The sequence below is a fragment of the Allobosea sp. NPDC055594 genome (assembly GCF_053618995.1).
In genome coordinates this window covers 87,794-108,881 of the sequence record NZ_JBSHIO010000011.1, presented here as the reverse complement: position 1 = coordinate 108,881, position 21,088 = coordinate 87,794, and the positions used below count along the sequence as shown (strand labels likewise).

Annotated in this window: 20 protein-coding genes; 12 read left to right on the top strand and 8 right to left on the bottom strand. The window is 68.1% G+C overall.

Going from position 1 to position 21,088, the window contains the following annotated elements; genetic code table 11:
• The 3 genes from ACWGRX_RS20580 to olsB all read left to right on the top strand — a co-directional run bounded on the left by ACWGRX_RS20580 (position 1) and on the right by olsB (position 4,879).
• Positions 1-1,539, top strand: coding sequence for a YifB family Mg chelatase-like AAA ATPase (locus ACWGRX_RS20580; protein WP_452119047.1), 1,539 nt, complete (start codon positions 1-3; stop codon positions 1,537-1,539).
• A 129-nt stretch (positions 1,540-1,668) separates the two neighbouring features.
• A complete protein-coding gene (locus ACWGRX_RS20575; protein WP_452119046.1) occupies positions 1,669-3,759 on the top strand; it encodes an ATP-binding protein in 2,091 nt (696 codons plus the stop codon).
• Between the two features lie 256 nt (positions 3,760-4,015).
• Positions 4,016-4,879 carry a l-ornithine N(alpha)-acyltransferase gene (olsB, locus tag ACWGRX_RS20570; RefSeq protein WP_452119080.1) on the top strand — a complete coding sequence of 288 codons (864 nt, stop codon included), beginning with the start codon at positions 4,016-4,018 and terminating at the stop codon, positions 4,877-4,879.
• A 7-nt stretch (positions 4,880-4,886) separates the two neighbouring features.
• On the opposite strand, the gene ACWGRX_RS20565 is transcribed toward olsB, so the two are convergent.
• Genes ACWGRX_RS20565 through ACWGRX_RS20555 form a run of 3 tightly spaced genes read right to left on the bottom strand, consistent with a single transcriptional unit; the run spans position 4,887 to position 7,578 of the window.
• A complete protein-coding gene (locus ACWGRX_RS20565) occupies positions 4,887-5,753 on the bottom strand; it encodes an SDR family oxidoreductase (protein WP_452119045.1) in 867 nt (288 codons plus the stop codon).
• Positions 5,750-6,988: a tRNA epoxyqueuosine(34) reductase QueG gene (gene queG / locus ACWGRX_RS20560; RefSeq protein WP_452119044.1), complete on the bottom strand. Its 1,239-nt coding sequence runs from the start codon at positions 6,986-6,988 to the stop codon at positions 5,750-5,752. Before queG ends, ACWGRX_RS20565 begins: the two co-directional genes overlap by 4 nt.
• Positions 6,886-7,578 (bottom strand): glutathione S-transferase family protein, encoded by a 693-nt coding sequence (locus ACWGRX_RS20555; RefSeq protein WP_452119043.1) that lies wholly within the window; start codon positions 7,576-7,578, stop codon positions 6,886-6,888. Before ACWGRX_RS20555 ends, queG begins: the two co-directional genes overlap by 103 nt.
• A 243-nt stretch (positions 7,579-7,821) precedes the next feature.
• Here ACWGRX_RS20555 and ACWGRX_RS20550 point away from each other — a divergent pair, with 243 nt between their 5' ends.
• Positions 7,822-8,619, top strand: a complete 798-nt coding sequence (locus ACWGRX_RS20550; protein WP_452119042.1) for an undecaprenyl-diphosphate phosphatase — start codon at positions 7,822-7,824, stop codon at positions 8,617-8,619.
• 7 nt (positions 8,620-8,626) lie between these two features.
• Here the strand turns inward: ACWGRX_RS20550 and nth are convergent, their stop codons facing one another.
• Positions 8,627-9,328, bottom strand: a complete 702-nt coding sequence (nth, locus tag ACWGRX_RS20545) for an endonuclease III (protein ID WP_452119041.1) — start codon at positions 9,326-9,328, stop codon at positions 8,627-8,629.
• 20 nt (positions 9,329-9,348) lie between these two features.
• Here nth and ACWGRX_RS20540 point away from each other — a divergent pair, with 20 nt between their 5' ends.
• Together ACWGRX_RS20540 and ACWGRX_RS20535 are read left to right on the top strand one after the other, a co-directional pair.
• On the top strand, positions 9,349-9,888 hold the full coding sequence (locus ACWGRX_RS20540; protein WP_291633475.1) for a DUF2244 domain-containing protein: 540 nt from the start codon (positions 9,349-9,351) through the stop codon (positions 9,886-9,888).
• 5 nt (positions 9,889-9,893) lie between these two features.
• Positions 9,894-10,415: a hypothetical protein gene (locus tag ACWGRX_RS20535; RefSeq protein ID WP_452119040.1), complete on the top strand. Its 522-nt coding sequence runs from the start codon at positions 9,894-9,896 to the stop codon at positions 10,413-10,415.
• A 4-nt stretch (positions 10,416-10,419) separates the two neighbouring features.
• On the opposite strand, the gene ACWGRX_RS20530 is transcribed toward ACWGRX_RS20535, so the two are convergent.
• On the bottom strand, positions 10,420-11,022 hold the full coding sequence (locus tag ACWGRX_RS20530; protein WP_452119039.1) for a class I SAM-dependent DNA methyltransferase: 603 nt from the start codon (positions 11,020-11,022) through the stop codon (positions 10,420-10,422).
• Positions 11,023-11,138: 116 nt separating this feature from the next.
• Here ACWGRX_RS20530 and ACWGRX_RS20525 point away from each other — a divergent pair, with 116 nt between their 5' ends.
• Positions 11,139-12,125, top strand: a complete 987-nt coding sequence (locus ACWGRX_RS20525; RefSeq protein WP_452119038.1) for a methylated-DNA--[protein]-cysteine S-methyltransferase — start codon at positions 11,139-11,141, stop codon at positions 12,123-12,125.
• Between the two features lie 203 nt (positions 12,126-12,328).
• On the opposite strand, the gene ACWGRX_RS20520 is transcribed toward ACWGRX_RS20525, so the two are convergent.
• Positions 12,329-13,225, bottom strand: coding sequence for a hypothetical protein (locus ACWGRX_RS20520; RefSeq protein ID WP_452119037.1), 897 nt, complete (start codon positions 13,223-13,225; stop codon positions 12,329-12,331).
• A 447-nt stretch (positions 13,226-13,672) separates the two neighbouring features.
• On the opposite strand from ACWGRX_RS20520, the gene dnaK reads away from it, so the two are divergent.
• Both dnaK and dnaJ read left to right on the top strand, forming a co-directional pair.
• Positions 13,673-15,598 (top strand): molecular chaperone DnaK, encoded by a 1,926-nt coding sequence (dnaK, locus tag ACWGRX_RS20515; protein ID WP_452119036.1) that lies wholly within the window; start codon positions 13,673-13,675, stop codon positions 15,596-15,598.
• Positions 15,599-15,728: 130 nt separating this feature from the next.
• On the top strand, positions 15,729-16,859 hold the full coding sequence (dnaJ, locus tag ACWGRX_RS20510; protein WP_452119035.1) for a molecular chaperone DnaJ: 1,131 nt from the start codon (positions 15,729-15,731) through the stop codon (positions 16,857-16,859).
• A 116-nt stretch (positions 16,860-16,975) separates the two neighbouring features.
• Here the strand turns inward: dnaJ and ACWGRX_RS20505 are convergent, their stop codons facing one another.
• Both ACWGRX_RS20505 and ACWGRX_RS20500 read right to left on the bottom strand, forming a co-directional pair.
• Positions 16,976-17,167, bottom strand: a complete 192-nt coding sequence (locus ACWGRX_RS20505; RefSeq protein ID WP_452119034.1) for a CsbD family protein — start codon at positions 17,165-17,167, stop codon at positions 16,976-16,978.
• Positions 17,168-17,256: 89 nt separating this feature from the next.
• Positions 17,257-18,066, bottom strand: coding sequence for a helix-turn-helix domain-containing protein (locus tag ACWGRX_RS20500; protein ID WP_452119033.1), 810 nt, complete (start codon positions 18,064-18,066; stop codon positions 17,257-17,259).
• Between the two features lie 134 nt (positions 18,067-18,200).
• On the opposite strand from ACWGRX_RS20500, the gene ACWGRX_RS20495 reads away from it, so the two are divergent.
• The 3 genes from ACWGRX_RS20495 to ACWGRX_RS20485 all read left to right on the top strand — a co-directional run bounded on the left by ACWGRX_RS20495 (position 18,201) and on the right by ACWGRX_RS20485 (position 20,960).
• Positions 18,201-18,428, top strand: a complete 228-nt coding sequence (locus ACWGRX_RS20495) for a hypothetical protein (protein WP_452119032.1) — start codon at positions 18,201-18,203, stop codon at positions 18,426-18,428.
• The gene (locus ACWGRX_RS20490) at positions 18,425-18,619 is read left to right on the top strand and encodes a hypothetical protein (RefSeq protein WP_452119031.1); all 195 of its coding nucleotides are present in this window, start codon (positions 18,425-18,427) and stop codon (positions 18,617-18,619) included. Before ACWGRX_RS20495 ends, ACWGRX_RS20490 begins: the two co-directional genes overlap by 4 nt.
• A 139-nt stretch (positions 18,620-18,758) precedes the next feature.
• The gene (locus ACWGRX_RS20485; protein ID WP_452119030.1) at positions 18,759-20,960 is read left to right on the top strand and encodes an esterase-like activity of phytase family protein; all 2,202 of its coding nucleotides are present in this window, start codon (positions 18,759-18,761) and stop codon (positions 20,958-20,960) included.
• Positions 20,961-21,088 lie beyond the last annotated feature (128 nt).

The window sequence follows — 21,088 nt, the reverse complement described above, 5'->3', positions numbered from 1 at the left end:
ATGGTGACGCGGGTCGCGACGGTGGCGTTCGAGGGCATCGAGGCGCGCGCCGTCGACGTTCAGGTCCAGGTCACGCCTGGCGGCGTCGCCTTCATCCTGGTCGGCCTGCCCGACAAGGCGGTGGGCGAGAGCAAGGAGCGCGTTCGCGCCGCCCTGATCGCCTCCGGCCTTGCGCTGCCGGCCAAGCGCATCACGGTGAATCTCGCTCCGGCCGACCTGCCCAAGGAAGGCAGCCATTACGATCTGCCGATCGCGCTCGGCGTCATGGCGGCGATCGGCGCCATCCCGGCCGACGCGCTCGCCGGCTACACGGTACTCGGCGAGCTCGCCCTCGATGGCTCGATCAGCCCGGTCGCGGGCGTGCTGCCGGCGGCGATCGCCGCCGATGCCCGCGGCCAGGGCCTGATCTGTCCGGCAGCCTCGGGGGCGGAGGCGGCCTGGGCGGCGCAGGATCTCGACATCCTCGCGCCGCGCTCGCTGATCCAGCTCGCCAATCATTTCAAGGGCACGCAGGTGATGGCGCGGCCACAGCCTTCCGTCGCGCGTCAGAGCGGTCCGCTGCCGGATCTCGCCGAGATCAAGGGCCAGGAAAGCGCCAAGCGCGTGCTCGAGATCGCCGCTGCCGGCGGGCACAATCTGCTGATGAACGGCCCACCCGGAGCCGGCAAGTCGATGCTGGCGAGCCGACTGCCCTCGATCCTGCCGCCGCTCAACCCGCGCGAACTGCTTGAGCTCTCGATGGTGCTCTCCGTCGCCGGACAGCTGGCCGACGGGGCGCTGACCGACCGGCGGCCGTTTCGGGCGCCGCATCATTCGGCCTCGATGGCGGCGCTGGTCGGCGGCGGCATCAAGGCGACGCCGGGTGAAGTTTCGCTCGCCCATCATGGCGTGCTCTTTCTCGACGAATTGCCGGAGTTCCAGCCGCAGGCGCTCGACGCGCTGCGCCAGCCCATGGAGACCGGCGAGGTGCTGATCTCGCGGGCCAATCACCGGGCCGTCTACCCGGCGCGCTTCCAGCTGGTCGCGGCGATGAATCCCTGTCGCTGCGGCAGGGCGACGGAGCCCGGCTATGCCTGCCGGCGCCAGCCGAACGAGCGCTGCATGGCGCAATACCAGGCCGGCATCTCCGGCCCGATGCTCGATCGGATCGACATCACCATCGACGTGCCGCCGGTCACCGCCTCCGATCTGATCCTGCCAGCGGCGGCGGAAGGTTCTGTCGAGGTGGCGCGGCGGGTCGCGCAGGCGCGAGCGCGGCAGGTCGCGCGTTTCGAGCGGCTTGGTCTCGCCGGCGTCACGACCAATGCCGGCTGCCCCTCATCGGCGCTCGACGAGGTCGCCCGCCCGGATGCAGCCGGGCTTGCCCTGTTGCGCAATGCGGCCGAGGCGATGCGGCTGACCGCGCGCGGCTATCATCGCGTGCTCAAGGTGGCACGCACGCTCGCCGATCTCGACGGCGAGGAGCAGCTCGGGCGCATCCATCTCGCCGAGGCGCTATCCTATCGCTCGCGCATCGATCAGGCAGCGCAGGCGGCGTAGGTTCGGGGCGTTCCTGCCGGAGGAGGCCCGCAGATCCATGCCGGGAGGTTAACAAGATCATTCAAATCACGACGCCATGGCCGCAGTGCTGCGAACCTTTCCTCAATCTCGGCGTGCTATGACAGGACCATGGAGCTCTGGCCTTCCCCGCCTGTCCTCATTGCGATCGCGACCTCGCTGCTCGCCGCGCTTTGCGGCCTGGCGACGTTCTGGCTGCTGCGCGAGCGCGGCCGCGTCCTGCGGCAGGCGACTTCGATCGCCGGCGATGTCGAGCGCCTGAACGACCGGCTCTGGGAACTCGCCGACAGCGAGGAGCGCTACCGCAGTCTGATCGAGGCGCAGGGTGATCTCATTGTCCGCCGCAGCGAGGGGCGGATCGTCTATGCCAACGGCGCCTATGCGGCCTTGCTCGGTCTTGCCGAAGGGCAGGTCGTCGGCAGCCTGCGCATGCCGCAGGTCCGGGTCACGCGGCCGGTTCAGGCGCTGGCCGACGGCGCCCGCGTCTTCGACGAATGCATCGAGACCGCCGACGGCGAGCGCTGGATCGCCTGGGTCGAGACGGTCGTGCCTGTCGTGGTCGGTCAGGCCGTGCTGCAGCGGGTCGGTCGTGACATCAGCGCCCGCATGGCGGGCGAGCGCGCGCTGGAGGAGGCGCGCAGCCGGGCGGAGGAAGCCAGCGCCGCCAAATCGCGCTTCCTCGCAACCGTCAGCCATGAGTTCCGTACGCCGCTCAACGGCATTCTCGGCATGGCCGATCTCCTTGGCGACACAAGGCTCGACCCGGAGCAGGCGACCTATGTGCGCGCCCTGCGGACCTCGGGCGAGGCGCTGCTCGGCCTGGTCGACGGCATCCTCGACTTCGCCAAGGTCGAGGCCGGCAAGCTCGAACTCGTCGACGAACCCTTCGATCTTGCCCTGCTGGTCGAGGACGTCACCGAACTGATGGCGCCGCGCGCCCAGGCCAAGGGCATCGAGGTCTCGGCGCTGCTCGCCGCCGACCTGCCGGCGCTCATCCGCGGCGATGCCGAGCGCCTGCGCCAGATCCTGCTGAATCTGATCGGCAATGCCGTGAAGTTCACCGAACGGGGCGGCGTCGGCATCCGGGCGGAGCGTGACGGCGAGGCGATCCTCGTCGCGGTCGCCGATACCGGGCCGGGCATCCCGGCCGAGCGCCTGGAGAGCATTTTCGAGGAGTTCGAGCAGGTCGAGACCCCGAACATGTCGACTTCCGGCGGGACCGGTCTCGGCCTTGCGATCGCACGTCGACTCGCGCTGGCGATGGGCGGGACGATCTCCGTCGAAAGCCCGGCAGGGCAGGGCGCCATCTTCCGGCTTCGCCTGCCGCTTCGGGCCGCTGCCGGAGCGGCGGCTGCCGACCCGGGACTCGACTGGTCGGGCAAGCGCCTGCTGATCGCCAGCGGCACGCCTTTCAGTGCCGGCCATCTCGCCGAGCAGGCACGGCGCCGCGGCGCCGAGGTGTTGCTGGCCGCCGATCGGCAGGCGGCGCTCGCCTGCCTGCGGGAGGCGGGTTCGCTGACGGCGCTGCTCGTCGACCGGGCGCTGCCGGGTGGCGATGTCGAAGGTCTGGCGGCGGCGGCCCGGCAGGCCGGTGTCTCCGAGATCGTCATCATGCTCTCGCCGGCCGAGCGGCGCGGCTATGGCTCTCCCTTCGCAGCCGGCTTCACCGGCTTCCTGGTCAAGCCGGTGCGCGGGCGCTCGCTGCAGCAACGCTTTGAGGGAGACAGGCACCCGGCCGTTTCCGCCGAGGTGGAGAGTGCTGCGCCGCCGCCGGCGGTCGGGGCCGGCCTGCACGTGCTGGTGGCCGAGGACAACGAGATCAATGCCCTGCTGGCGACGCGGACGCTGGAGCGCCTCGGTTGCGTGCCGGTCTGGGCGCGCGATGGCGGCGAGGCGGTTCGCCTGGTCGAGGCGGCGCTGGCCGGGCAGCGGCCCGCCTTTGCCCTCGCCTTGCTGGATATCCGCATGCCGGAGCTCGACGGCATCGCCGTGGCGCGGCGCATTCGAGCGGAAGAGCAGGCGCGTGGTGCCGCGCGTCTGCCGCTTCTGGCCGTGACCGCGAACACCTCGCAGGAGGATCGGCGCGCGGCGCTCGCAGGCGGGATGGATGATTGCCTGGCTAAGCCGCTTTCGCGCGATGCCTTGCGGGTCTGGGTGGAAAGGCTTGCCGGCGCGGCAAAGACCGCCGCGCGCTCCGCCTGAGGCTGTCCGCCGCGGATCGCCATGCCTGAAGGGGCTCGCCATCGCGCGGCCGATCGGCTATCTCTTGGTCATATCTCTGTCGTAGTTCTGTCGCGATCCCGTAAGACGTTCGGCGCAGTGGTGTCATGCGCCTGGCCGAGGCCTCACAGGGATAAGACCGCAAATGGCGTTCGACGTTCTCCTAGGTCTCAGACAGCCGGCAAAGCAGAAGCTGGGAGCCTTGTCGCAGCGCCCGCGCTTCTCGCCCTTCGGGCTGATGGTCGGCGCCGGGCCGCGCGGCGTCTTCGCCTATCCGGGGCCCGACGCGCTGTCCGGAACGCTCGGGCGCTCCGGCTCGCTCGAGGTTCGTCTGGCCCGTGGCCCGCGCGAGATCTGGCGGGCGCAGCGCCTGCGCTACCGCGTCTTCTATCAGGAGATGTCGGCCAAGCCCGATGTCGTCTCGCGGATGTTCCGGCGCGATGCCGACCGGTTCGATGCTTCCTGCGACCATCTCCTGGTCATCGACCACGCTGCGCGCGGCCGCTTCGGTGGCATCAAGCCCAAGGTCGTCGGCACCTACCGGCTGATGCGCGAGCAGGCCGCCTGGCGGCTCGGCGGCTTCTACAGCCAGTCGGAATTCGACATCGAGCCGATGATCGCGCGCCATCCCGAGCTGCGCTTCCTCGAGCTCGGCCGCTCCTGCGTGCTCAAGCCCTATCGCACCAAGAAGACGGTCGAGCTGCTCTGGCACGGCATCTGGGCCTATGTCCGCCATCACCGCATCGATGCGATGTTCGGTTGCGCCAGCTTCGACGGTACGGAGCCGGACCTGTTGGCGCTGCCGCTCTCCTTCCTGCACCACCACGCCACGGCGCAGGGTGAATGGCGCGTCACCGCCAAGCCGGAGCGCCATGTCGCCATGGACCGGCTGCCGGCCGGCATGATCGACGCCAAGGCGGCGCTGAAGAGCCTGCCGCCGCTGGTGAAGGGCTATCTGCGCCTCGGCGCCCGCTTCGGCGCCGGGGCCGTGATCGACCGGCAGTTCGGCACGACCGATGTGCTGGTGATCGTGCCGGTTACCGCGATCGACCAGCGCTATCTCGACTATCTCGGTGGCGAGGGCGAGCGCTACGCCGCCTGAGCCTGCGCTATTCGCCGCTCGCGGCGAGGTCGCGCAGCGCCTGCCGGTAGTCCGGATAGCGGAAGGCGTAGCCGAGCTCGCGTTTCACCAGGGCGTTCGAGACCCGCTTGTTCTCGCTGTAGAAGCTCGCCGCCATCGGCGAGAGCTTGCTTGCGTCGAAGGGCGTTTCCGGCGGTGGCGCCAGCCCGACGAGTTCGGCGGCGAAGCTGATCACGTCCTGCGGCGGCGCCGGCTCGTCATCGGTGACATTGTAGACCGCACCAGGCTGCGGCTTGCCCAGCGAGGCCAGCAGCACGCCGGCGATGTCGTCGACATGGATGCGGTTGAAGACCTGGCCGGGCTTGATCAGCCGGTTGGCGGTGCCGGCGCGCAATTTGGTGATGGCGTTGCGGCCCGGCCCGTAAATGCCGGAGAGGCGGAAGATCTGCACCGGTTTACCGCTGCGCTCGCCGAGCGCGAGCCAATCGCGCTCGATTTCGAGGCGCTGGCGCGAGCGCCGGTTGGTCGGACGTGCCTCGGCAGTCTCGTCGATCCAGGCGCCGCCATGATCGCCATAGATGCCGATCGTCGAGAGATAGCCGATCCAGCGCAGATTGGGGACGGCTGCGAGCTTGTCGGCCAGCGTCCGCAGCACCGGATCACCGTCTTCGTCGGGCTGGACCGAGACGAGCAGGGCATCGGCTTCCGCCAGCGCGGCGGCCAGCGGCGATGACACGGCGAAGCCGCCGAAGACGAGCGTGCGCAGGCCGTCCCGACTCAGGCTCGCGGCCTTCTCGGCCGAACGCACCGTGCCGGTGACCTCCCAGCCCTGTGCCAGCGCGGCGCGCGCGAAGAAACCGGCGGAATAGCCGAGACCGAGGATGACGAGCTTCATGCGGGTTCCAGCTTTCCGAGATCGGGATGCGTCCATTCGGCCCTGACGTCGGCATCGGGCTCGCAGGCAAGCCTGGCCGGCGCGAGTGCCGCTGCCCGCGCCGGGACGAGCCGCAGCAGCGCCCAGGCCGCCATCGCCCGCACCAGGGGTGAGGGATCGTCGAGCAGCGCTTCCGCGCTTGCAGCGAGAGTCGGCTCGCCGCTGTTGCCGATCGCGATCAGCACATTGCGGATGAAGCGGTCGCGGCCGGTGCGCTTCATCGGCGTGCCGGCGAAGAGCTTGCGGAAGGCGGCGTCGTCGAGCGCCGCGAGCTCGGCGAGCGGCAGGGCCTCGAGCTCCTGTTTGAGCGCGAGGCGGGTTTCCTTTGCCGCCTGCGCGAACTTGTTCCAGGGGCAGACGGCGAGGCAGTCGTCGCAGCCGAAGATGCGGTTGCCGATGCCTTCGCGGAATTCGGTGCCGATATGGCCCTGATGCTCGATCGTCAGATAGGCGATGCAGCGCCGCGCATCGAGCTGGTAGGGGGCGGGGAAGGCGGCGGTCGGGCAGATGTCGAGACAGCGCGTGCAGGAGCCGCAATGGTCGTGCTCGGGCGCGTCAGGCGGCAGTTCGGCGGTGGTGTAGATTGCCCCGAGAAAGAGCCAGGAGCCGTGGGTGCGCGAGACCAGCACGGTGTGCTTGCCCTGCCAGCCGAGTCCGGCGGCCTGTGCCAACGGCTTCTCCATCACCGGTGCGGTGTCGACGAAGACCTTGACGTCGACCTCGCCGCGCGCTGCCAGCACGCCGGCGACGCTCTTCAGCTTGCCCTTGATGACGTCGTGATAGTCGCGCCTTCGGGCATAGAGCGAGATCGCGCCGCGGTCGCGCTGCCCCAGAACCGCCAGCGGGTCGCCTTCGCCCGCATAGCTCATGCCGAGCATCACGACGGAGCGGGCCTCGGGCCAGAGCACGCCCGGCGCGGCGCGTTCGGCGGTGCGCTCGGTCATCCAGGCCATGTCGCCATGATTGCCGGCGTCGAGCCAGCCGGCGAGGCGCGCCGGCGCCTGCGGGATCGAATCGACCGAGGCGACGCGCACGGCAGAGAAGCCTTCGCTTTCCGCCCGGGCCAGCACGACTTTCTTGAGCTTCTCGCCGCTCAGAAGTCCAGATCGTCGTAATGGGCCGACGGCGCCATGCCCGGAATCCGGTCGCTGAGCAGCGGCCGGAAGCTCGGTCTGGACTTGATCATGGCGTACCATGCGCGGGCGGCCTCGTCCTCTTCCCAGGGCACGTCGCCGAGATAGTCGACGCAGGAGAGATGCGCCGCGGCGGCGAGATCGGCATAGCTCAGAACCGGGCCCGCGAGCCAGTTCCGCTTCGCCGTCAGCCAGGCGATATAGCGCAGATGATAGCGGACATTGCCGCGGGCGGCACGGATCGCGCTCATTTCTGGCGGGCCGCCGCCTTCGTCGCGGCTCATGAAGCGCTTCATCACCTTTTCCAGCACGAGCGGCGCGGTGATTTCCTCGTTGAACTTGATGTTGAACCAGTCGAGCAGCCGGCGCACCTCGATGCGCTCGCCGGGGCCCTCCGGCAGCAGCCGGCGCTCGCCGAGGGCCAGGCCGCGCGTCTCGTCGAGATATTCGGCGATGGGTCCGGGGCCGGGGATGACGAGCCTGCTATCCTCGCGCAGCACCGGTGTCGTCCCGGCCGGATTGAGCTCGAGGAATTCGCGGCGGCGCTCCCATATCCGCTCCTCGACCATCGCGGCGTCGAGGCCGAATTCGCCCAGCACCAGCCGGACGAAGCGCGAATGCGGGCAGAGCGGATAATGGTGAAGGGTTGCCATCGGTCGCTTGAAACGGAGAATTGGGCTGGAAATGCGGCCTGAAGCGCGGTCGCGGGCCTTGCGGAGGCAAAATCCGTATAGGCTCGGCTGCGGTGGCTAACAACCCGGCTATCGGGCATGCGGCGGATTCGGCGCGTTTCCTTCGCCAATTGGTAACCAATTCGCAAAGAGCCTGCGCCATAGCTTTAACGCCCGCGGCGCCGCTTGGTTGCGTCGCGCCTGCCGGCTGAGAAGGACCTTCCGATGAGTGACCTGTTGGTGGCCGCCATTCTCGGCGTCGTCGAGGGGCTGACCGAATTTCTACCGGTCTCCTCGACCGGGCATCTCTTGCTGCTCGGCCATTTCCTCGGCTTCGAATCCAAGGGTAAATCCTTCGAGATCCTGGTCCAGCTCGGCGCGATCCTGGCGATCCTGCTGGTCTATTTCCATCGGCTGCTCGACATCGCCCGGCGCCTGCGCACCGACCCGGCGGCGCGCCGCTTCGTCATCGGCGTGCTCGTCGCCTTCCTGCCGGCGGCGGTGATCGGCGCGCTCGCCCATGGCTTCATCAAGGGCGTGCTGTTCAACCCCTTCCTGGTCTGCACCACCCTGATCGCCGGCGGGCTGGTCCTGCTCGTCGTCGACGAAATGGAACTCGAGGTGAAGCACCACGACGCCACGGCTTTCCCGCTGACGATGTATTTCAAGATCGGCCTGATCCAGTGCCTCGCCATGATCCCGGGCGTCTCGCGCTCGGGCTCGACCATCGTCGGCGCCATGCTGCTCGGCGCCGACAAGCGTGCCGCGGCCGAGTTCTCCTTCTTCCTGGCCATGCCGACCATGGCTGGCGCCTTCGCCTATGATCTGATGAAGAACTACAAGGATCTCACCGCCAGCGACACGCTGCTGATCGGCATCGGCTTCGTCACCGCCTTCCTCTCGGCGCTGATCGTCGTTCGCTCCTTCCTCGATTTCGTCTCGAAGCGCGGCTTCACGCCCTTCGCCTGGTGGCGGATCGTGGTCGGCTCGGCCGGGCTTGCCGGGCTCTGGGTCTTCGGCTGAGGCGCGCTCAGGCGATCCGCTTGTCCGCGGAGTCGCAGAGATCGGCGACGATGCAGCTCTCGCAGGCCGGGCGCAGGGCCTTGCAGGTATAGCGCCCGTGCAGGATCAGCCAGTGATGGGCATGCCGGCCGAACTCGGCCGGGATCGCCTTCTCCAGCCCGAGCTCGACCTGCAGCACGTTCTTGCCAGGCGCGATGCGCAGGCGGTTGGCGACGCGGAAGACATGGGTGTCGACGGCGTGGGTGATCTCGCCGAAGGCGATGTTGAGCACGACATTGGCGGTCTTGCGGCCGACGCCGGGTAGGCTCTCCAACGCCTCGCGCGAGGTCGGCACGGCGCTGCCGAAGTCGGCGATCAGCCTTTCGCAGAGCGCGATGACGTTCTTCGCCTTGGTGCGGTAGAGCCCGATCGTCTTGACTAGCTCACGCACCTGATCCTCGCCGAGCGCCAGCATCTTTTCGGGCGTGTCGGCGAGTTCGAACAGCCGCTTCGTCGCCTTGTTGACGCCGACATCGGTCGCCTGCGCCGAGAGCAGAACCGCGACGAGCAGCGTGAAGGCGTTGACATAGTCGAGCTCGCCCTTCGGCTCCGGCCGGGCCGTTCGGAAACGCGTGAAAATCTCGCGGATCTCGGCAGCGTTTCGGGCTTTGGGGACGGCAGGCTGTCGGCGCGTGGGTGCGCGCGTCTTGCCACTGTTCGGCGGGCTCATCGCGGCGTTATACTGTGCGTATGAGCCTGAGCAAGCCCGCCCCTGAGAGCGCCGCCGCAGCCGCCGGTATCGTTGCGGAAAGGCCGGTCTTCGACGCCACCATCACGCCCCATCGCTCGCTCGGCGCGGATGGGTTCCGGCTGGTGATGACGCTGGTCTGCCTGACGAGCCTCGTGACCTCCGTGCCTTTCCTGCTGCTCGGGGCCTGGCCGGTGGCCGGCTTCTTCGGTCTCGACATCCTGGCGCTGTTCATCGCCTTCAAGGTCAATTTCAAGGCCGCGCGCGCCTTCGAGCGCATCGTGGTGACGCCGCTCGAAGTCCTGCTGCGCCAGGTTTCGCATCGCGGCAAGGAGGCGATCTGGCGCTCCAACCCGGCCTGGACCCGCCTCGAGCGTGAAGACGACGAGGATTACGGGCTGCTGCGGCTGGCGCTGGTCTCGCGCGGCCGCAAGGTGCCGGTCGCCGCGGCGTTGTCGCCGCAAGAGCGCGAAGGCTTCGCGTCGGCGCTCTCCGCCGCGCTGGCCAAAGCCCGGCGCGGCCCCGATTTCGAGCCCGCCTGACGCGCATGGCCGCGACGATCATTCCGCTGATCGCGCTGGCCGTCATCATCTTCGTGCTCGTCGCCGCCATGCGTGCCAATCGCGGCCCGCGCGGCAAGCTGCCGCCGCAGGATGGCGGCGAAGCCTCGCGCCGCGCCTATGCGCTCCAGCTGCGCGACCGGCTCGATCACGCCCTGTTCGGGCCCGTGCTGGCGGGAGAGGTCTGGGACAAGCTGATGCAGCACCCCGTCGACCGCGGCCTGATCCACGAATTCCACCGCGATTTCTGCGGCCATGGCCTGATCCGCACTGGGGCCGGGATCAAGCTCTGCGACATCCTGGACGGCTATCACGGCGGCCAGGCGATCGCAGAATGGGCGTCGAAGGAAGAGTTCGTCGCCTTCTTCGCCGAGCAATCGGATTTCAGTTGCAGCGGCTGGGACGAGACCTCGCCGGTCTTCGCCACCAACGACGAATGGCATCGCAACAATCAGCGTCTGACGCGCGAGAAGCTGCGGCGCTTCCTCTCGGGGCCGATCCTGGCCTGAGGCGTCAGTGCCGCTGCGCCAGCCAGACCGTGTGGCCGCCGCAGGCCGCGTCCTCGACGACATGGTCGATGACGACGAAGCCGTTCTCGCCGAGCAGGCGGCGATATTCCTCCGGTGCCAGGCTGGCATGGTAGAGCGGCTCGCCCTCGAACGTCCCGATCGCCTCGCCATGGCCGGGGCCGCTGGTGAAGAGCAGGGCGGCGCTTTCCGCCGCATGCTGCCGGAAGAGCGGGAACATCAGGCGCTGGTCGTCATGGCGAAGATGGAAGAAGCTGTCCCAGGCGATCAGCCCGTCGAAACGCCTGCCGAGCGCGAGATCGCGCATGTCCGCGACCTGCCAGGACTGCTCCGGGAAGCGCTCGCGGCAGAGCCCGATCAGCGGCCCGGAGGAATCGACGCCGGTTACGGCGCAGCCGCGCTCGATCAGATGCCGGGCGATCGGCTCGCCCATGCCGCAGCCGATGTCGAGGACCGACGGCGCGGCCGGCAGCAGCGCGCAGAATCGCTCGAGCCAGGCCACCTCCATCAGCTTTCGGCCGCGCAGCGCATCGTAGGCGGCGGCATGGCGCTCATAGAGCGAGACGATCGCGGCGGCAGAATCGGTCATCCGCTGGATTCTAGATGGCGGCGTCGGGGAGAGCGAGCTTGCCAGCTTTCGGGTGGGATAGGCATGCTGGCATGAGTAGCTTCGCGGACATGAGATCAGATCGCGAGGATAGAACGATGAATGCTCATTCCGGCTTCCGAACTGCGATGAAACCGATCAATCTCTCCAATGCCGTACTGGCCCGCGCAACCGAGGCCATTCCCTCGGAGGCCGATTTTCCGGCGCCGGCGCCTGGCTCGGATTATGATACGGTGCGGCGCATCCTCGCCTATATCACGGAGCACTGGCGGCAGCAGCCGACGATCGAGCAGATCGCCGAAGCCGCAGGCACGACGCCGACCGATGTCCATCATCTGTTCCGGCGCTGGTGCGGGCTGACGCCGAAAGCCTTCCTGCAGGCGATCACGCTCGACAATGCCAAGGGGCTGCTGGCCTCCTCGGCCAGCATCCTGGACACCAGCTACGAGGTCGGGCTTTCCGGCCCCGGCCGGCTGCACGACCTCTTCGTCACCCATGAGGCGATGTCGCCCGGCGAATGGAAGACCGGCGGCGAGGGCCTGCGGCTCTCCTACGGCTTCCACCCCTCACCCTTTGGCGAGGCTCTGATCGTGGTCACCGAGCGCGGCCTCGCCGGGCTCGGCTGGGTCTCGAACGGCCAGGATGGCGGCACGGTCGTCGGCGGCCGGGCCGAGGCGCTCGCCGACATGATGCGGCGCTGGCCGCATGCCGATTACCGCTTCGATCCACAGGCGACCAAGCCCTATGCGGGCCGCATCTTCGAGCCGGAGCGCTGGTCGGCGCAGACGCCGTTGCGTGTCGTGTTGATCGGCACCGATTTCGAGGTGCGCGTCTGGGAGACGCTGCTGAGGATTCCGGTCGGTTGCGCCACCACCTATGGCGATGTCGCCGACCATATCGGCAAGCCCTCGGCGGCGCGTGCGGTCGGGGCGGCGGTCGGCAAGAATCCGATCTCTTTCGTCGTGCCCTGTCATCGCGTCATCGGCAAGTCCGGCGCGCTCACCGGCTATCATTGGGGGCTGACGCGTAAGCGCGCGATCCTTGGCTGGGAAGCCGGGCAGGTATCGGGCGGTCAGGCGATCTGAGCAGGCACGAAGGGGCGCGGTGGATGCGCCGTCGTGATTCCAGGACTTCGCACAGCGAAGGTCCGGACCCCACGAACACCGAAGTCGCAACGGAGGGAGCGGCTCTCGGCCTTCATGTTCTCTGCCCGTCAGGTTCACGCGTTCCGGGCTCGTTGCTGCACAGCGCCCCGGAACGACGGCACTGGTGACAATCGCAGCCGATATTACTGGATCGCCTGGGTGGGCGGCGCCGCGGGGGGAGCTGTCCGCTTCGCCGTGGCCGGCCGCGGCTTGGTCGCTTCCGGCTTCGGTTCGGGCAGGCCCAGCCGGGCGCGGATCGAGGCGGCGCGGCCCTCGGTGATGCGCGCGCCGCAGAAGCCGTGGCTGCCCTCGCTCTGGAAATCGCGGCAGATCTGGGCGCGCTCGGAGGAGAACGCCGCCTGCTCGCGGGCGATGCTGCGCTGCTCCGGAAGCTCGGCCTTGGCCGACAGCGCCCGGTAGCCTTCGCGCACAGCGTTCTCGGCCTTGCCGCGCTCGGCCTCGATCTCCTTGGCGTGGGCGGCCAGCGTGCGCGCATCCGGCCCCCAGACGCCTCGGGGGTCGATCCGGCAGGCGGCCGCCTCGATCACGCAGGGCTCGGCAGGCTCGACCACCAGGAAGCCGCCTTCCAATACGTCGAACACGATCGGACAGACCGAGGCCTCGAGCTTGTAGCGCGGCAGGCCGGCAGGCTTGCCGAGAAAGGTCAGTGGCACAGCCGTGTCGCCGAAGGAGATGGCGCAGGGCTCGACCAGGTTCTGGGCCTGGAAGCCCTCGGCCCGGAGCTTCAGCCCATAGCCGGTCGCGGTCTTTTCCAGCACGGCCTCGCCGGCCCCACCATTGCGCCGTACCGTCTTGCCGAGCAGCGATTCCTCGCCGGGGATCTTGATGGCCGGCATCGTCCGCGGGCGCGGCGCCGCCGGTGCGCTCGATGCCGGTGGTGAATACTGTGTGCCGGGCGCGCTGAACGGCTGGGCGCCGGGCAGTTGCAGAGGCTGCGCCGCGGCCGTGCAGCCGAACCAGGCCAGCGCGGCGCCGGTGACGGCGAGGCGGCTTGCGGCGTAGCGGCGGGTCGGCGTCACGGCGGGTCCTTTTCGGCGATGGACGGTCTTTCTGAATGGAATGACACGGCCCCGCGCGCAAGGGCGCGGGAGCAACACCAGGCGTTAATCATGCCGGGCGACGAAGACCGCGCCGGGCGCGGCGGGGAGCTGGCTCTTATTCCGGCTTCGCGCCTTGCAAGGGGGGCGGCACCCTCCCTATATACGCCGCGAAGCGGTGGTTTTCGCCACGGCCGGAACCGGAATGCCATGGCTCCCAAGCTCTTGGCGGATTCCCGGTTCGCTTTATTGAACCGGCGGACGATGGCCGGGCCCGGGCGCAAGCCCAGGATCCGGAAGCGCCTGCCAGACGTGGATATCCCGCATTCGTTCGCCGCAGAAGGTGGGGACGGGTCGGGGCCATGGGCCGGAGGGCCGCGCCACGGCGCGGCAGTCCGGCGATCTGCTAAATCGAAAGGGATCCCTTCCATGGGTAAAGTTATTGGCATCGACCTCGGCACGACCAATTCCTGCGTTGCAGTGATGGAGGGCTCGACGCCCAAGGTCATCGAGAATTCGGAAGGCGCGCGCACCACGCCTTCGATCGTCGCCATCACCGATGACGGCGAGCGGCTTGTCGGCCAGCCGGCCAAGCGCCAGGCCGTCACCAATCCGGAGCGCACCTTCTTCGCGATCAAGCGCCTGATCGGCCGCACCTTCGACGATCCGATGACCAAGAAGGACATCGATCTCGTCCCCTACAAGATCAAGAAGGCGCCCTCGGGCGACGCCTGGGTCGAGGCCGACGGCAAGGATTACTCGCCCTCGCAGATCTCCGCCTTCACGCTGACGAAGATGAAGGAGACGGCGGAGGCCTATCTCGGCCAGCCGGTCACGCAGGCGGTCATCACCGTTCCCGCCTATTTCAACGACGCCCAGCGCCAGGCCACCAAGGATGCCGGCCGTATCGCCGGCCTCGAGGTGCTGCGCATCATCAACGAGCCGACCGCGGCTGCGCTCGCCTATGGCCTCGACAAGAAGTCGACCGGCACCATCGCGGTCTACGACCTCGGCGGCGGCACCTTCGACGTCTCGATCCTCGAGATCGGCGACGGCGTCTTCGAGGTGAAGTCGACCAATGGCGACACCTTCCTCGGCGGCGAGGACTTCGACATGCGCCTGGTCGAGTATCTGGCGGACGAGTTCAAGCGCGAGCAGGGCATCGACCTGAAGAAGGACAAGCTCGCTCTCCAGCGTCTGAAGGAGGCTGCTGAAAAGGCCAAGATCGAGCTTTCGACCACGGCCCAGACCGAGATCAACCTGCCCTACATCACGGCCGATGCCTCGGGTCCGAAGCATCTCGCCATCAAGCTCTCGCGCGCCAAGTTCGAGAGTCTGGTCGACGATCTCGTGCAGCGCACGATCGAGCCTTGCCGCAAGGCCCTCAAGGATGCCGGCCTCTCGGCCGGTGACATCGACGAGGTCGTCCTGGTCGGCGGCATGACCCGCATGCCGAAGGTCCAGGAGGTCGTGAAGCAGTTCTTCGGCAAGGAACCCCACAAGGGCGTCAACCCGGACGAGGTCGTCGCCATCGGCGCCGCGGTCCAGGCCGGCGTGCTGCAGGGCGACGTCAAGGACGTGCTGCTGCTCGACGTGACTCCGCTCTCGCTCGGCATCGAGACGCTGGGCGGCGTGTTCACCCGCCTGATCGACCGCAACACCACGATCCCGACCAAGAAGAGCCAGGTCTTCTCGACCGCCGAGGACAACCAGCAGGCGGTGACGATCCGGGTTTTCCAGGGCGAGCGCGAGATGGCTGCCGACAACAAGATGCTCGGCCAGTTCGACCTGATGGGCATCCCGCCGTCCCCGCGCGGCATGCCGCAGATCGAGGTGACCTTCGACATCGACGCCAACGGCATCGTCTCGGTCACCGCCAAGGACAAGGCGACCGCCAAGGAGCAGCAGATCCGCATCCAGGCTTCCGGTGGTCTCTCCGAGGCCGAGATCCAGAAGATGGTCAAGGACGCCGAGTCCAACGCTGCCGAGGACAAGAAGCGCCGCGAGCTGGTCGAGGCCAAGAACCAGGGCGAGAGCCTCGTGCACTCGACCGAGAAGTCGCTGAAGGATTATGGCGACAAGGTTTCGGCCGCCGACAAGACCGCGATCGAGACGGCGCTCGACGCTCTGAAGACGGCGCTGGCCGGCGATGATTCCGAGGCCATCGCCTCGCGGACCAATGAGCTGATGCAGGCCTCGATGAAGCTCGGCGAGGCGATGTATGCCGCCAGCCAGGCCGAGGCCGGGGCCGCCGATGGCGCCGCCGACGAAGCCGACGCCAAGAAGGACGACGTCATCGACGCCGACTTCAAGGATGTCAGCGACGACAAGGGCGACAAGAAGAAGAGCGCCTGAGCGCGTTCGCCGCCCCGCAGAACGTGATGGCCGGGCTTGACCCGGCCATTGCATTCGCGGAATGGCCTGTGAAGGGAAAGCTCGCCCTCCTGCGCCGCGAGGTGCAGGAGGGCGCAAGGGCTGCTGTTTGATGTCCAAGCGCGACTACTACGAAATTCTCGGCGTGCAGAAGACCGCCAGCGAAGCGGAGCTGAAGAGCGCCTTCCGCAAGCTCGCCATGCAGTGCCATCCGGATCGGCATCCTGGCGACAAGGCGGCCGAGACCAAGTTCAAGGAATTGAACGAGGCCTATCAGGTCCTCTCCGACGGCCAGAAGCGCGGCGCCTATGACCGCTACGGCCATCAGGCCTTCGAGCAGGGCGGCGGAGGCGGTCCGGCCGACATGTCCGACTTCATGTCGGACATCTTCGAATCCTTCTTCGGCGACGGTCGCGGCCGTGGTGGTCCGCGCGGCGCCAATGCCCGCGAGCGCGGCGCCGATCTGCGCTACAACCTCGAGATCGGCCTCGAGGAGGCCTATGCCGGCAAGAACGCGACCATTCGCGTGCCGACCTCGGTGGTCTGCGAGGTCTGCAGCGGCACCGGCGCCAAGGCCGGCTCGAAATCGCGGCAATGCGCGACCTGCGGCGGCCATGGGCGTGTTCGTGCCAATCAGGGCTTCTTCTCGGTCGAGCGCACCTGCCCGACCTGCGGCGGCCGTGGCGAGGTCATCGACGATCCCTGCAATGGCTGCCATGGTTCCGGCCGCGTCACCCGCGAGCGCACGCTCTCGGTCAACATCCCGGCCGGTGTCGAGGACGGCACACGCATTCGCCTCGCCGGTGAGGGAGAGGCCGGCCTGCGCGGCGGTCCGGCGGGGGATCTCTACATCTTCCTCTCGATCAAGCCGCACGCCATCTTCCAGCGCGACGGCGCCGACCTGTTCTGCCGGGTGCCGATCGGCCTGACCTCGGCGGCGCTCGGTGGCGAGATCGAGGTGCCGACCCTCAATGGCGAGAAGGCCAGGGTGAAGATCCCGGAGGGCACGCAGACCGGCAAGCAGTTCCGCCTCAAGGGCAAGGGCATGAGCGTGCTGCGCTCGCGCGATTCCGGCGACCTCTACATCCAGGTCCTGGTCGAGACGCCGCAGAAGCTCACCGCCCGTCAGCGCGAATTGCTGCTCGAATTCGAGCGCGAGAGCTCCGGCGCGACCCATCCGGAAAGCGCCGGCTTCTTCGGCCGGGTCAAGGACTTCCTCGGCGGCCTCGGCGGCGCCGCCTGAGGCGCCCTGCTGGCAGCCCCATTCCGGCCTTACGCGTCGCTGCGGCCGAATGATCTGGATACGAAAAAGCGGGCGCCTTTCGGCGCCCGCTTCTTGATCGGGACCTGATGCGATGATCAGGCCTTGTCGATCACTTTCTTGACCGCATCCTTGGCATTGCCGACGGCTTGCTGGGCCTCGCCCTTGCGCTCCTGCGCGAAGCCCTCGGCCTCGAGGCCGGGCTTGTTCAGCGCCTTGCCGGCGGCCTGCTTGATGTTGCCGGCGGCCTCGTTGGCCATGCCCTTGATCTTGTCGGCTGTGCTGCCCATCGGTCGTTTCCTCGCTCGAACATGTGCCGCCGTAGCGGCGATGACGAAGGAACGGCCGGGCGCGAAGAAGGTTCCCGGCACGCTGCGCGCTACGAGCCGGCTATCGCCCTCAGTGCTTCCGCCGTCGCCTGATCGGCCGGGAAGAAGGTTTCGAGCGCGAGTTCCGACAAGGTGACGTCGACCGGCGTGCCGAACACCGTCGTCGCCGAGATCAAGGAGAGGATCTTGTCGCCGAAACGCATTTGCAGCGGCACGACGACCGGCGGCTCGCTGTCTTCGCCAGCCTTGCCCTTGCGCGCCGGCAGGTCCGGCGTGGGATATCCCAACAGCTCCGCCAGCAGTTCGGCGAGCGCCGGGTCGGCGGTGGCGCGGATCTGCTGGCGCAGCCGGGCGATCAGATGGCTGCGCCATTCGGCGAAGTTGACGATCGCCGGTGCGAGGCCGCCGGGATGCAGGCTGAGCCTCAGCACATTAACCGGCGGACGCAGCAGCTCCGCTTCGGTCACGCCTGCGAGCAGCGGCGCCACCGCGGCGTTGGCGGCGAGCAGCGTCCAGTGCCGGTCGACCGCCAGCGCCGGATAGGGCTCGTGCCCCTTCAGCAAGAGGTCGATCGCACTGCGGGCCGCCTGCAGGCCGGGATCCTCGAGCGAGCGTTCGAGATAGACCGGCGCATAGCCGGCGGCGAGCAGGAGCGCATTGCGCTCGCGCAGGGGCACGCCGAGATTTTCGGCGAGGTGCAGGACCATGTCCCGGCTCGGTGCCGAGCGGCCGCTTTCGATGAAGCTGAGATGCTTCTGGGAGATCTCGGCCTCGAGGGCGAGGTCGAGCTGGCTGAGCCGGCGAAGCTGGCGCCAGTCGCGGATGAGATGGCCGACCGTAGGTTTCTGGTGCTGGTTCATGTGGGGCAAGCTAGCGCCGGTCGGACCGGCTTCCAATTACCTCCGGCTTAATCGACCGACCTCCGGGCATCCGTCAGCATGGCCACCATCAACAACGGCGCCGCCCGGAACGGTGGCCAAACCGGAGAACAGCCATGGCCTACATCCAGTCCTCCAGCTTCCTGCGCAACGTCCTCGTCCTCGATGCCGCCGCCTGTGCCGCCACCGGCCTGCTGCTCAGCTTCGGAGCCGGAGCGCTTGCCGGCCTGCTCGGCTTCCCGGCCGAGTTCCTGCGCGGCGCCGGGATCGTGCTGCTGCCCTGCGCCGCGGTGCTCGCCTTCCTCGCCAGTCGGGTGCGTCTGCCGCGGCTTGCCATCCGGTGATCGGCATCAACATCCTCTGGGTCGCCGACAGCATCCTGATCCTGGTCTCCGGCTGGTTTCAGCCGACCGCGCTCGGCATCGCCTTCGTCCTGGCTCAGGCCGCGGTGGTCGCGGTCGTCACCGAGCTGGAGGTGATCGGGCTCAAAAAGTCGACGCCGGTCGAGGTTGAGGCCGCTGCCCTCCGGCTTTGAATGCCCCGGCAGAGATCGCCCCGCTTCCGGCGAGCCGGAAGCGGGGCGATCTCGTTTCAGCTGTCACGAAACTGTTGCCCGCACTGATTAGCCGAAGGGTCCGCCGTTCTCTCAAGCCTTGCGGAACAGGACCCGTCCGATGCGCAAACCGCTCGCCTTCGCTGCCCTCGCGACCGTCCTGCTCGGCGGTACGGCTCTGGCCGAACCGATGTTCAACCGTATCGCGACCTTCTCCGTGCCCAGCAATCTCCCCGCCGGCCGCGACCCCAAGCAGAAGACCGTCGCCGAGATCATCGCCGCCAACGAGGCCGGCACGCTGCTCGCCTATACCGATGCCGAGCAGAAGGGCATCGGCCTGATCGACATCGCCGCCGCCAGCGCGCCGAAGCCGGCGGGCTTCGTGTCCGTCGAAGGCGAGCCGACCTCGGTGGTCGTCCTCGGTGACCGGGCCTTCGCCGCGATCGTCACCTCCGGCGACAATTTCAAGGAACCGACCGGGCATCTCGCCACCATCGATCTGAAGACGAAGCAGGTCACGGCGAAATGCGAGCTCGGCGGCCAGCCGGATTCGATCGCGCTGAGCAAGGACAAGCGCAAGATAGTCATCGCCATCGAGAACGAGCGTGACGAGAAACTGGACAAGGGGGCGCTGCCGCAGCTGCCGGCCGGCAACCTCACCCTGATCGGCCTCAAGGACGGCGAAGCTGATTGTGCCTCGAAGCAAGTCGTCGACCTCACCGGCATCACCGCCGTCGAGCCAACCGACCCCGAGCCCGAATTCGTCGACGTCAACCAGGACGGACTCGCCGTGGTGACGCTGCAGGAGAACAACCACCTCGCCATCGTCGACACCGGGACCGGCAAGCTCGTTGCCCATTTTCCGGCCGGTGCGGTCGATCTGAAGAGCATCGACAAGACCCGCGACGGCCAGATCAGTCCGGTCGAGGAGCTGAAAGGGGTGGCGCGCGAGCCCGATGCCGTGCGCTGGCTCGACAATGACCGCTTCGTCACCGCCAATGAGGGCGACTGGAAGGGCGGCTCGCGCGGCTTCACCATCTTCCGCAAGGACGGCACGGTCGAGTTCGATTCCGGCGCACTGGTCGACCATATCGCCATCAGGCTCGGACACTATCCGGAGCGCCGCTCGGCGGCCAAGGGCAGCGAGCCCGAGGGCATCGAGGTCGGAACCTATGGCGAGGACCAGCTGATCTTCGTCGGGCTGGAGCGGGCCTCCCTCGTGCTCGTCTTCAAGGACGAGGGCGCTGGCCGTGCCCCGCGCTATCTCCAGGCGCTGCCGGGCGGGATCGCTCCCGAGGGCCTGCTCGCCATCCCGCAGCGCAACCTCTTCGTCTCGGCCTCCGAGGCCGATCTCGGTGCCAAGGGCGGGCCGCGCTCGGCGGTGACGATCTACGAGCGCAGCGCGGCCCAGGCCGCCTATCCGGCCATTCAGTCCGCCGATGTCGGTGGCGTGCCGCTCGGCTGGGGGGCGCTCTCGGGCCTCGCGGCCCATCCGAGCCTGACCGGCCGGCTCTTCGCCGTCACCGACAGCGCCTATTCGCCCTCCCGCATCCTCGAAATCGACGCGACGGCGAAGCCGGCGACGATCACCGGCGCGCTGACGCTCGGCAAGGACGGCAAGCCCGCCGCCTACGACCTCGAAGGCATCGCAACGCGTCCTGGTGGCGGCTTCTGGCTCGCCTCGGAAGGCAATCCCGAGCACAAGGAGAAGCCGACAAAGAACATCCTGCTGCGCGTTTCCGCCAAGGGCGAGGTCGAGGAGGAAATCTTCCTGCCGGAGGCGCTGGAGAAGCAGGCCACGCGCTTCGGCTTCGAGGGCGTCGCTGTCACCGGCACGGGCGCGGACGAAACCGTCTGGCTCGCTGTCCAGCGCGAATGGAAGGACGATCCCAAGGGCAAGGCCAAGATCCTGAGCTACAGGCCCGCCGACAAGAGCTGGGGGGTGCTGCACTATCCGCTGAGCGCGCCGGCTGCCGGTGCCTGGATGGGGCTTTCGGAGCTGACCTATCTCGGCGAGGACCGCTTCGCTGTGATCGAGCGTGACAACCAGTTCGGTGCCGGGGCGGTGAAGACGCTGCAGAGCTTCTCGGTGAGAGGGATGAAGCCGGCGCCGCTCGGCGCTTCCGACATCCCGACGGTCGAGAAGACGCTGCTGCGCGACCTGACGCCGGAGCTGATGAAGCGCGGCGGCTACGGGCTCGACAAGGTCGAGGGCATGGCGCTCGACAAGGCCGGTGAGCTCTTCGTCGTCACCGATAATGACGGTGTCGACGACTCCTCCGGCGAGACCCAGTTCTTCGTCCTCGGCAAGCTCGTGAAGTAAGCCGGGCGGCGTACTGAGTAGACACAAAAAACCCCTCTCCCGGATCGGAGAGGGGTAGGGGGTGAGGGACTGCCGCTGATCGTGAGGGCGATGCAGCGCCATTCTGTGGGTGAGGGCGGGCCCTGATC

Bases quoted from the DNA above. Each gene is read 5' to 3' on its own strand.
- ACWGRX_RS20550 (WP_452119042.1), top strand. From the start codon at position 7,822: ATGAGTGACCTGTTGGTGGCCGCCATTCTCGGCGTCGTCGAGGGGCTG.
- ACWGRX_RS20495 (WP_452119032.1), top strand. From the start codon at position 18,201: ATGGCCTACATCCAGTCCTCCAGCTTCCTGCGCAACGTCCTCGTCCTC.
- ACWGRX_RS20575 (WP_452119046.1), top strand. From the start codon at position 1,669: ATGGAGCTCTGGCCTTCCCCGCCTGTCCTCATTGCGATCGCGACCTCG.
- queG (WP_452119044.1), bottom strand. From the start codon at position 6,988: ATGGTACGCCATGATCAAGTCCAGACCGAGCTTCCGGCCGCTGCTCAG.
- ACWGRX_RS20505 (WP_452119034.1), bottom strand. From the start codon at position 17,167: ATGGGCAGCACAGCCGACAAGATCAAGGGCATGGCCAACGAGGCCGCC.
- olsB (WP_452119080.1), top strand. From the start codon at position 4,016: ATGGTCGGCGCCGGGCCGCGCGGCGTCTTCGCCTATCCGGGGCCCGAC.
- ACWGRX_RS20580 (WP_452119047.1), top strand. From the start codon at position 1: ATGGTGACGCGGGTCGCGACGGTGGCGTTCGAGGGCATCGAGGCGCGC.
- ACWGRX_RS20525 (WP_452119038.1), top strand. From the start codon at position 11,139: ATGAATGCTCATTCCGGCTTCCGAACTGCGATGAAACCGATCAATCTC.
- ACWGRX_RS20530 (WP_452119039.1), bottom strand. From the start codon at position 11,022: ATGACCGATTCTGCCGCCGCGATCGTCTCGCTCTATGAGCGCCATGCC.
- dnaJ (WP_452119035.1), top strand. From the start codon at position 15,729: ATGTCCAAGCGCGACTACTACGAAATTCTCGGCGTGCAGAAGACCGCC.
- dnaK (WP_452119036.1), top strand. From the start codon at position 13,673: ATGGGTAAAGTTATTGGCATCGACCTCGGCACGACCAATTCCTGCGTT.
- ACWGRX_RS20485 (WP_452119030.1), top strand. From the start codon at position 18,759: ATGCGCAAACCGCTCGCCTTCGCTGCCCTCGCGACCGTCCTGCTCGGC.
- ACWGRX_RS20565 (WP_452119045.1), bottom strand. From the start codon at position 5,753: ATGAAGCTCGTCATCCTCGGTCTCGGCTATTCCGCCGGTTTCTTCGCG.
- ACWGRX_RS20500 (WP_452119033.1), bottom strand. From the start codon at position 18,066: ATGAACCAGCACCAGAAACCTACGGTCGGCCATCTCATCCGCGACTGG.
- ACWGRX_RS20555 (WP_452119043.1), bottom strand. From the start codon at position 7,578: ATGGCAACCCTTCACCATTATCCGCTCTGCCCGCATTCGCGCTTCGTC.
- nth (WP_452119041.1), bottom strand. From the start codon at position 9,328: ATGAGCCCGCCGAACAGTGGCAAGACGCGCGCACCCACGCGCCGACAG.
- ACWGRX_RS20535 (WP_452119040.1), top strand. From the start codon at position 9,894: ATGGCCGCGACGATCATTCCGCTGATCGCGCTGGCCGTCATCATCTTC.
- ACWGRX_RS20540 (WP_291633475.1), top strand. From the start codon at position 9,349: ATGAGCCTGAGCAAGCCCGCCCCTGAGAGCGCCGCCGCAGCCGCCGGT.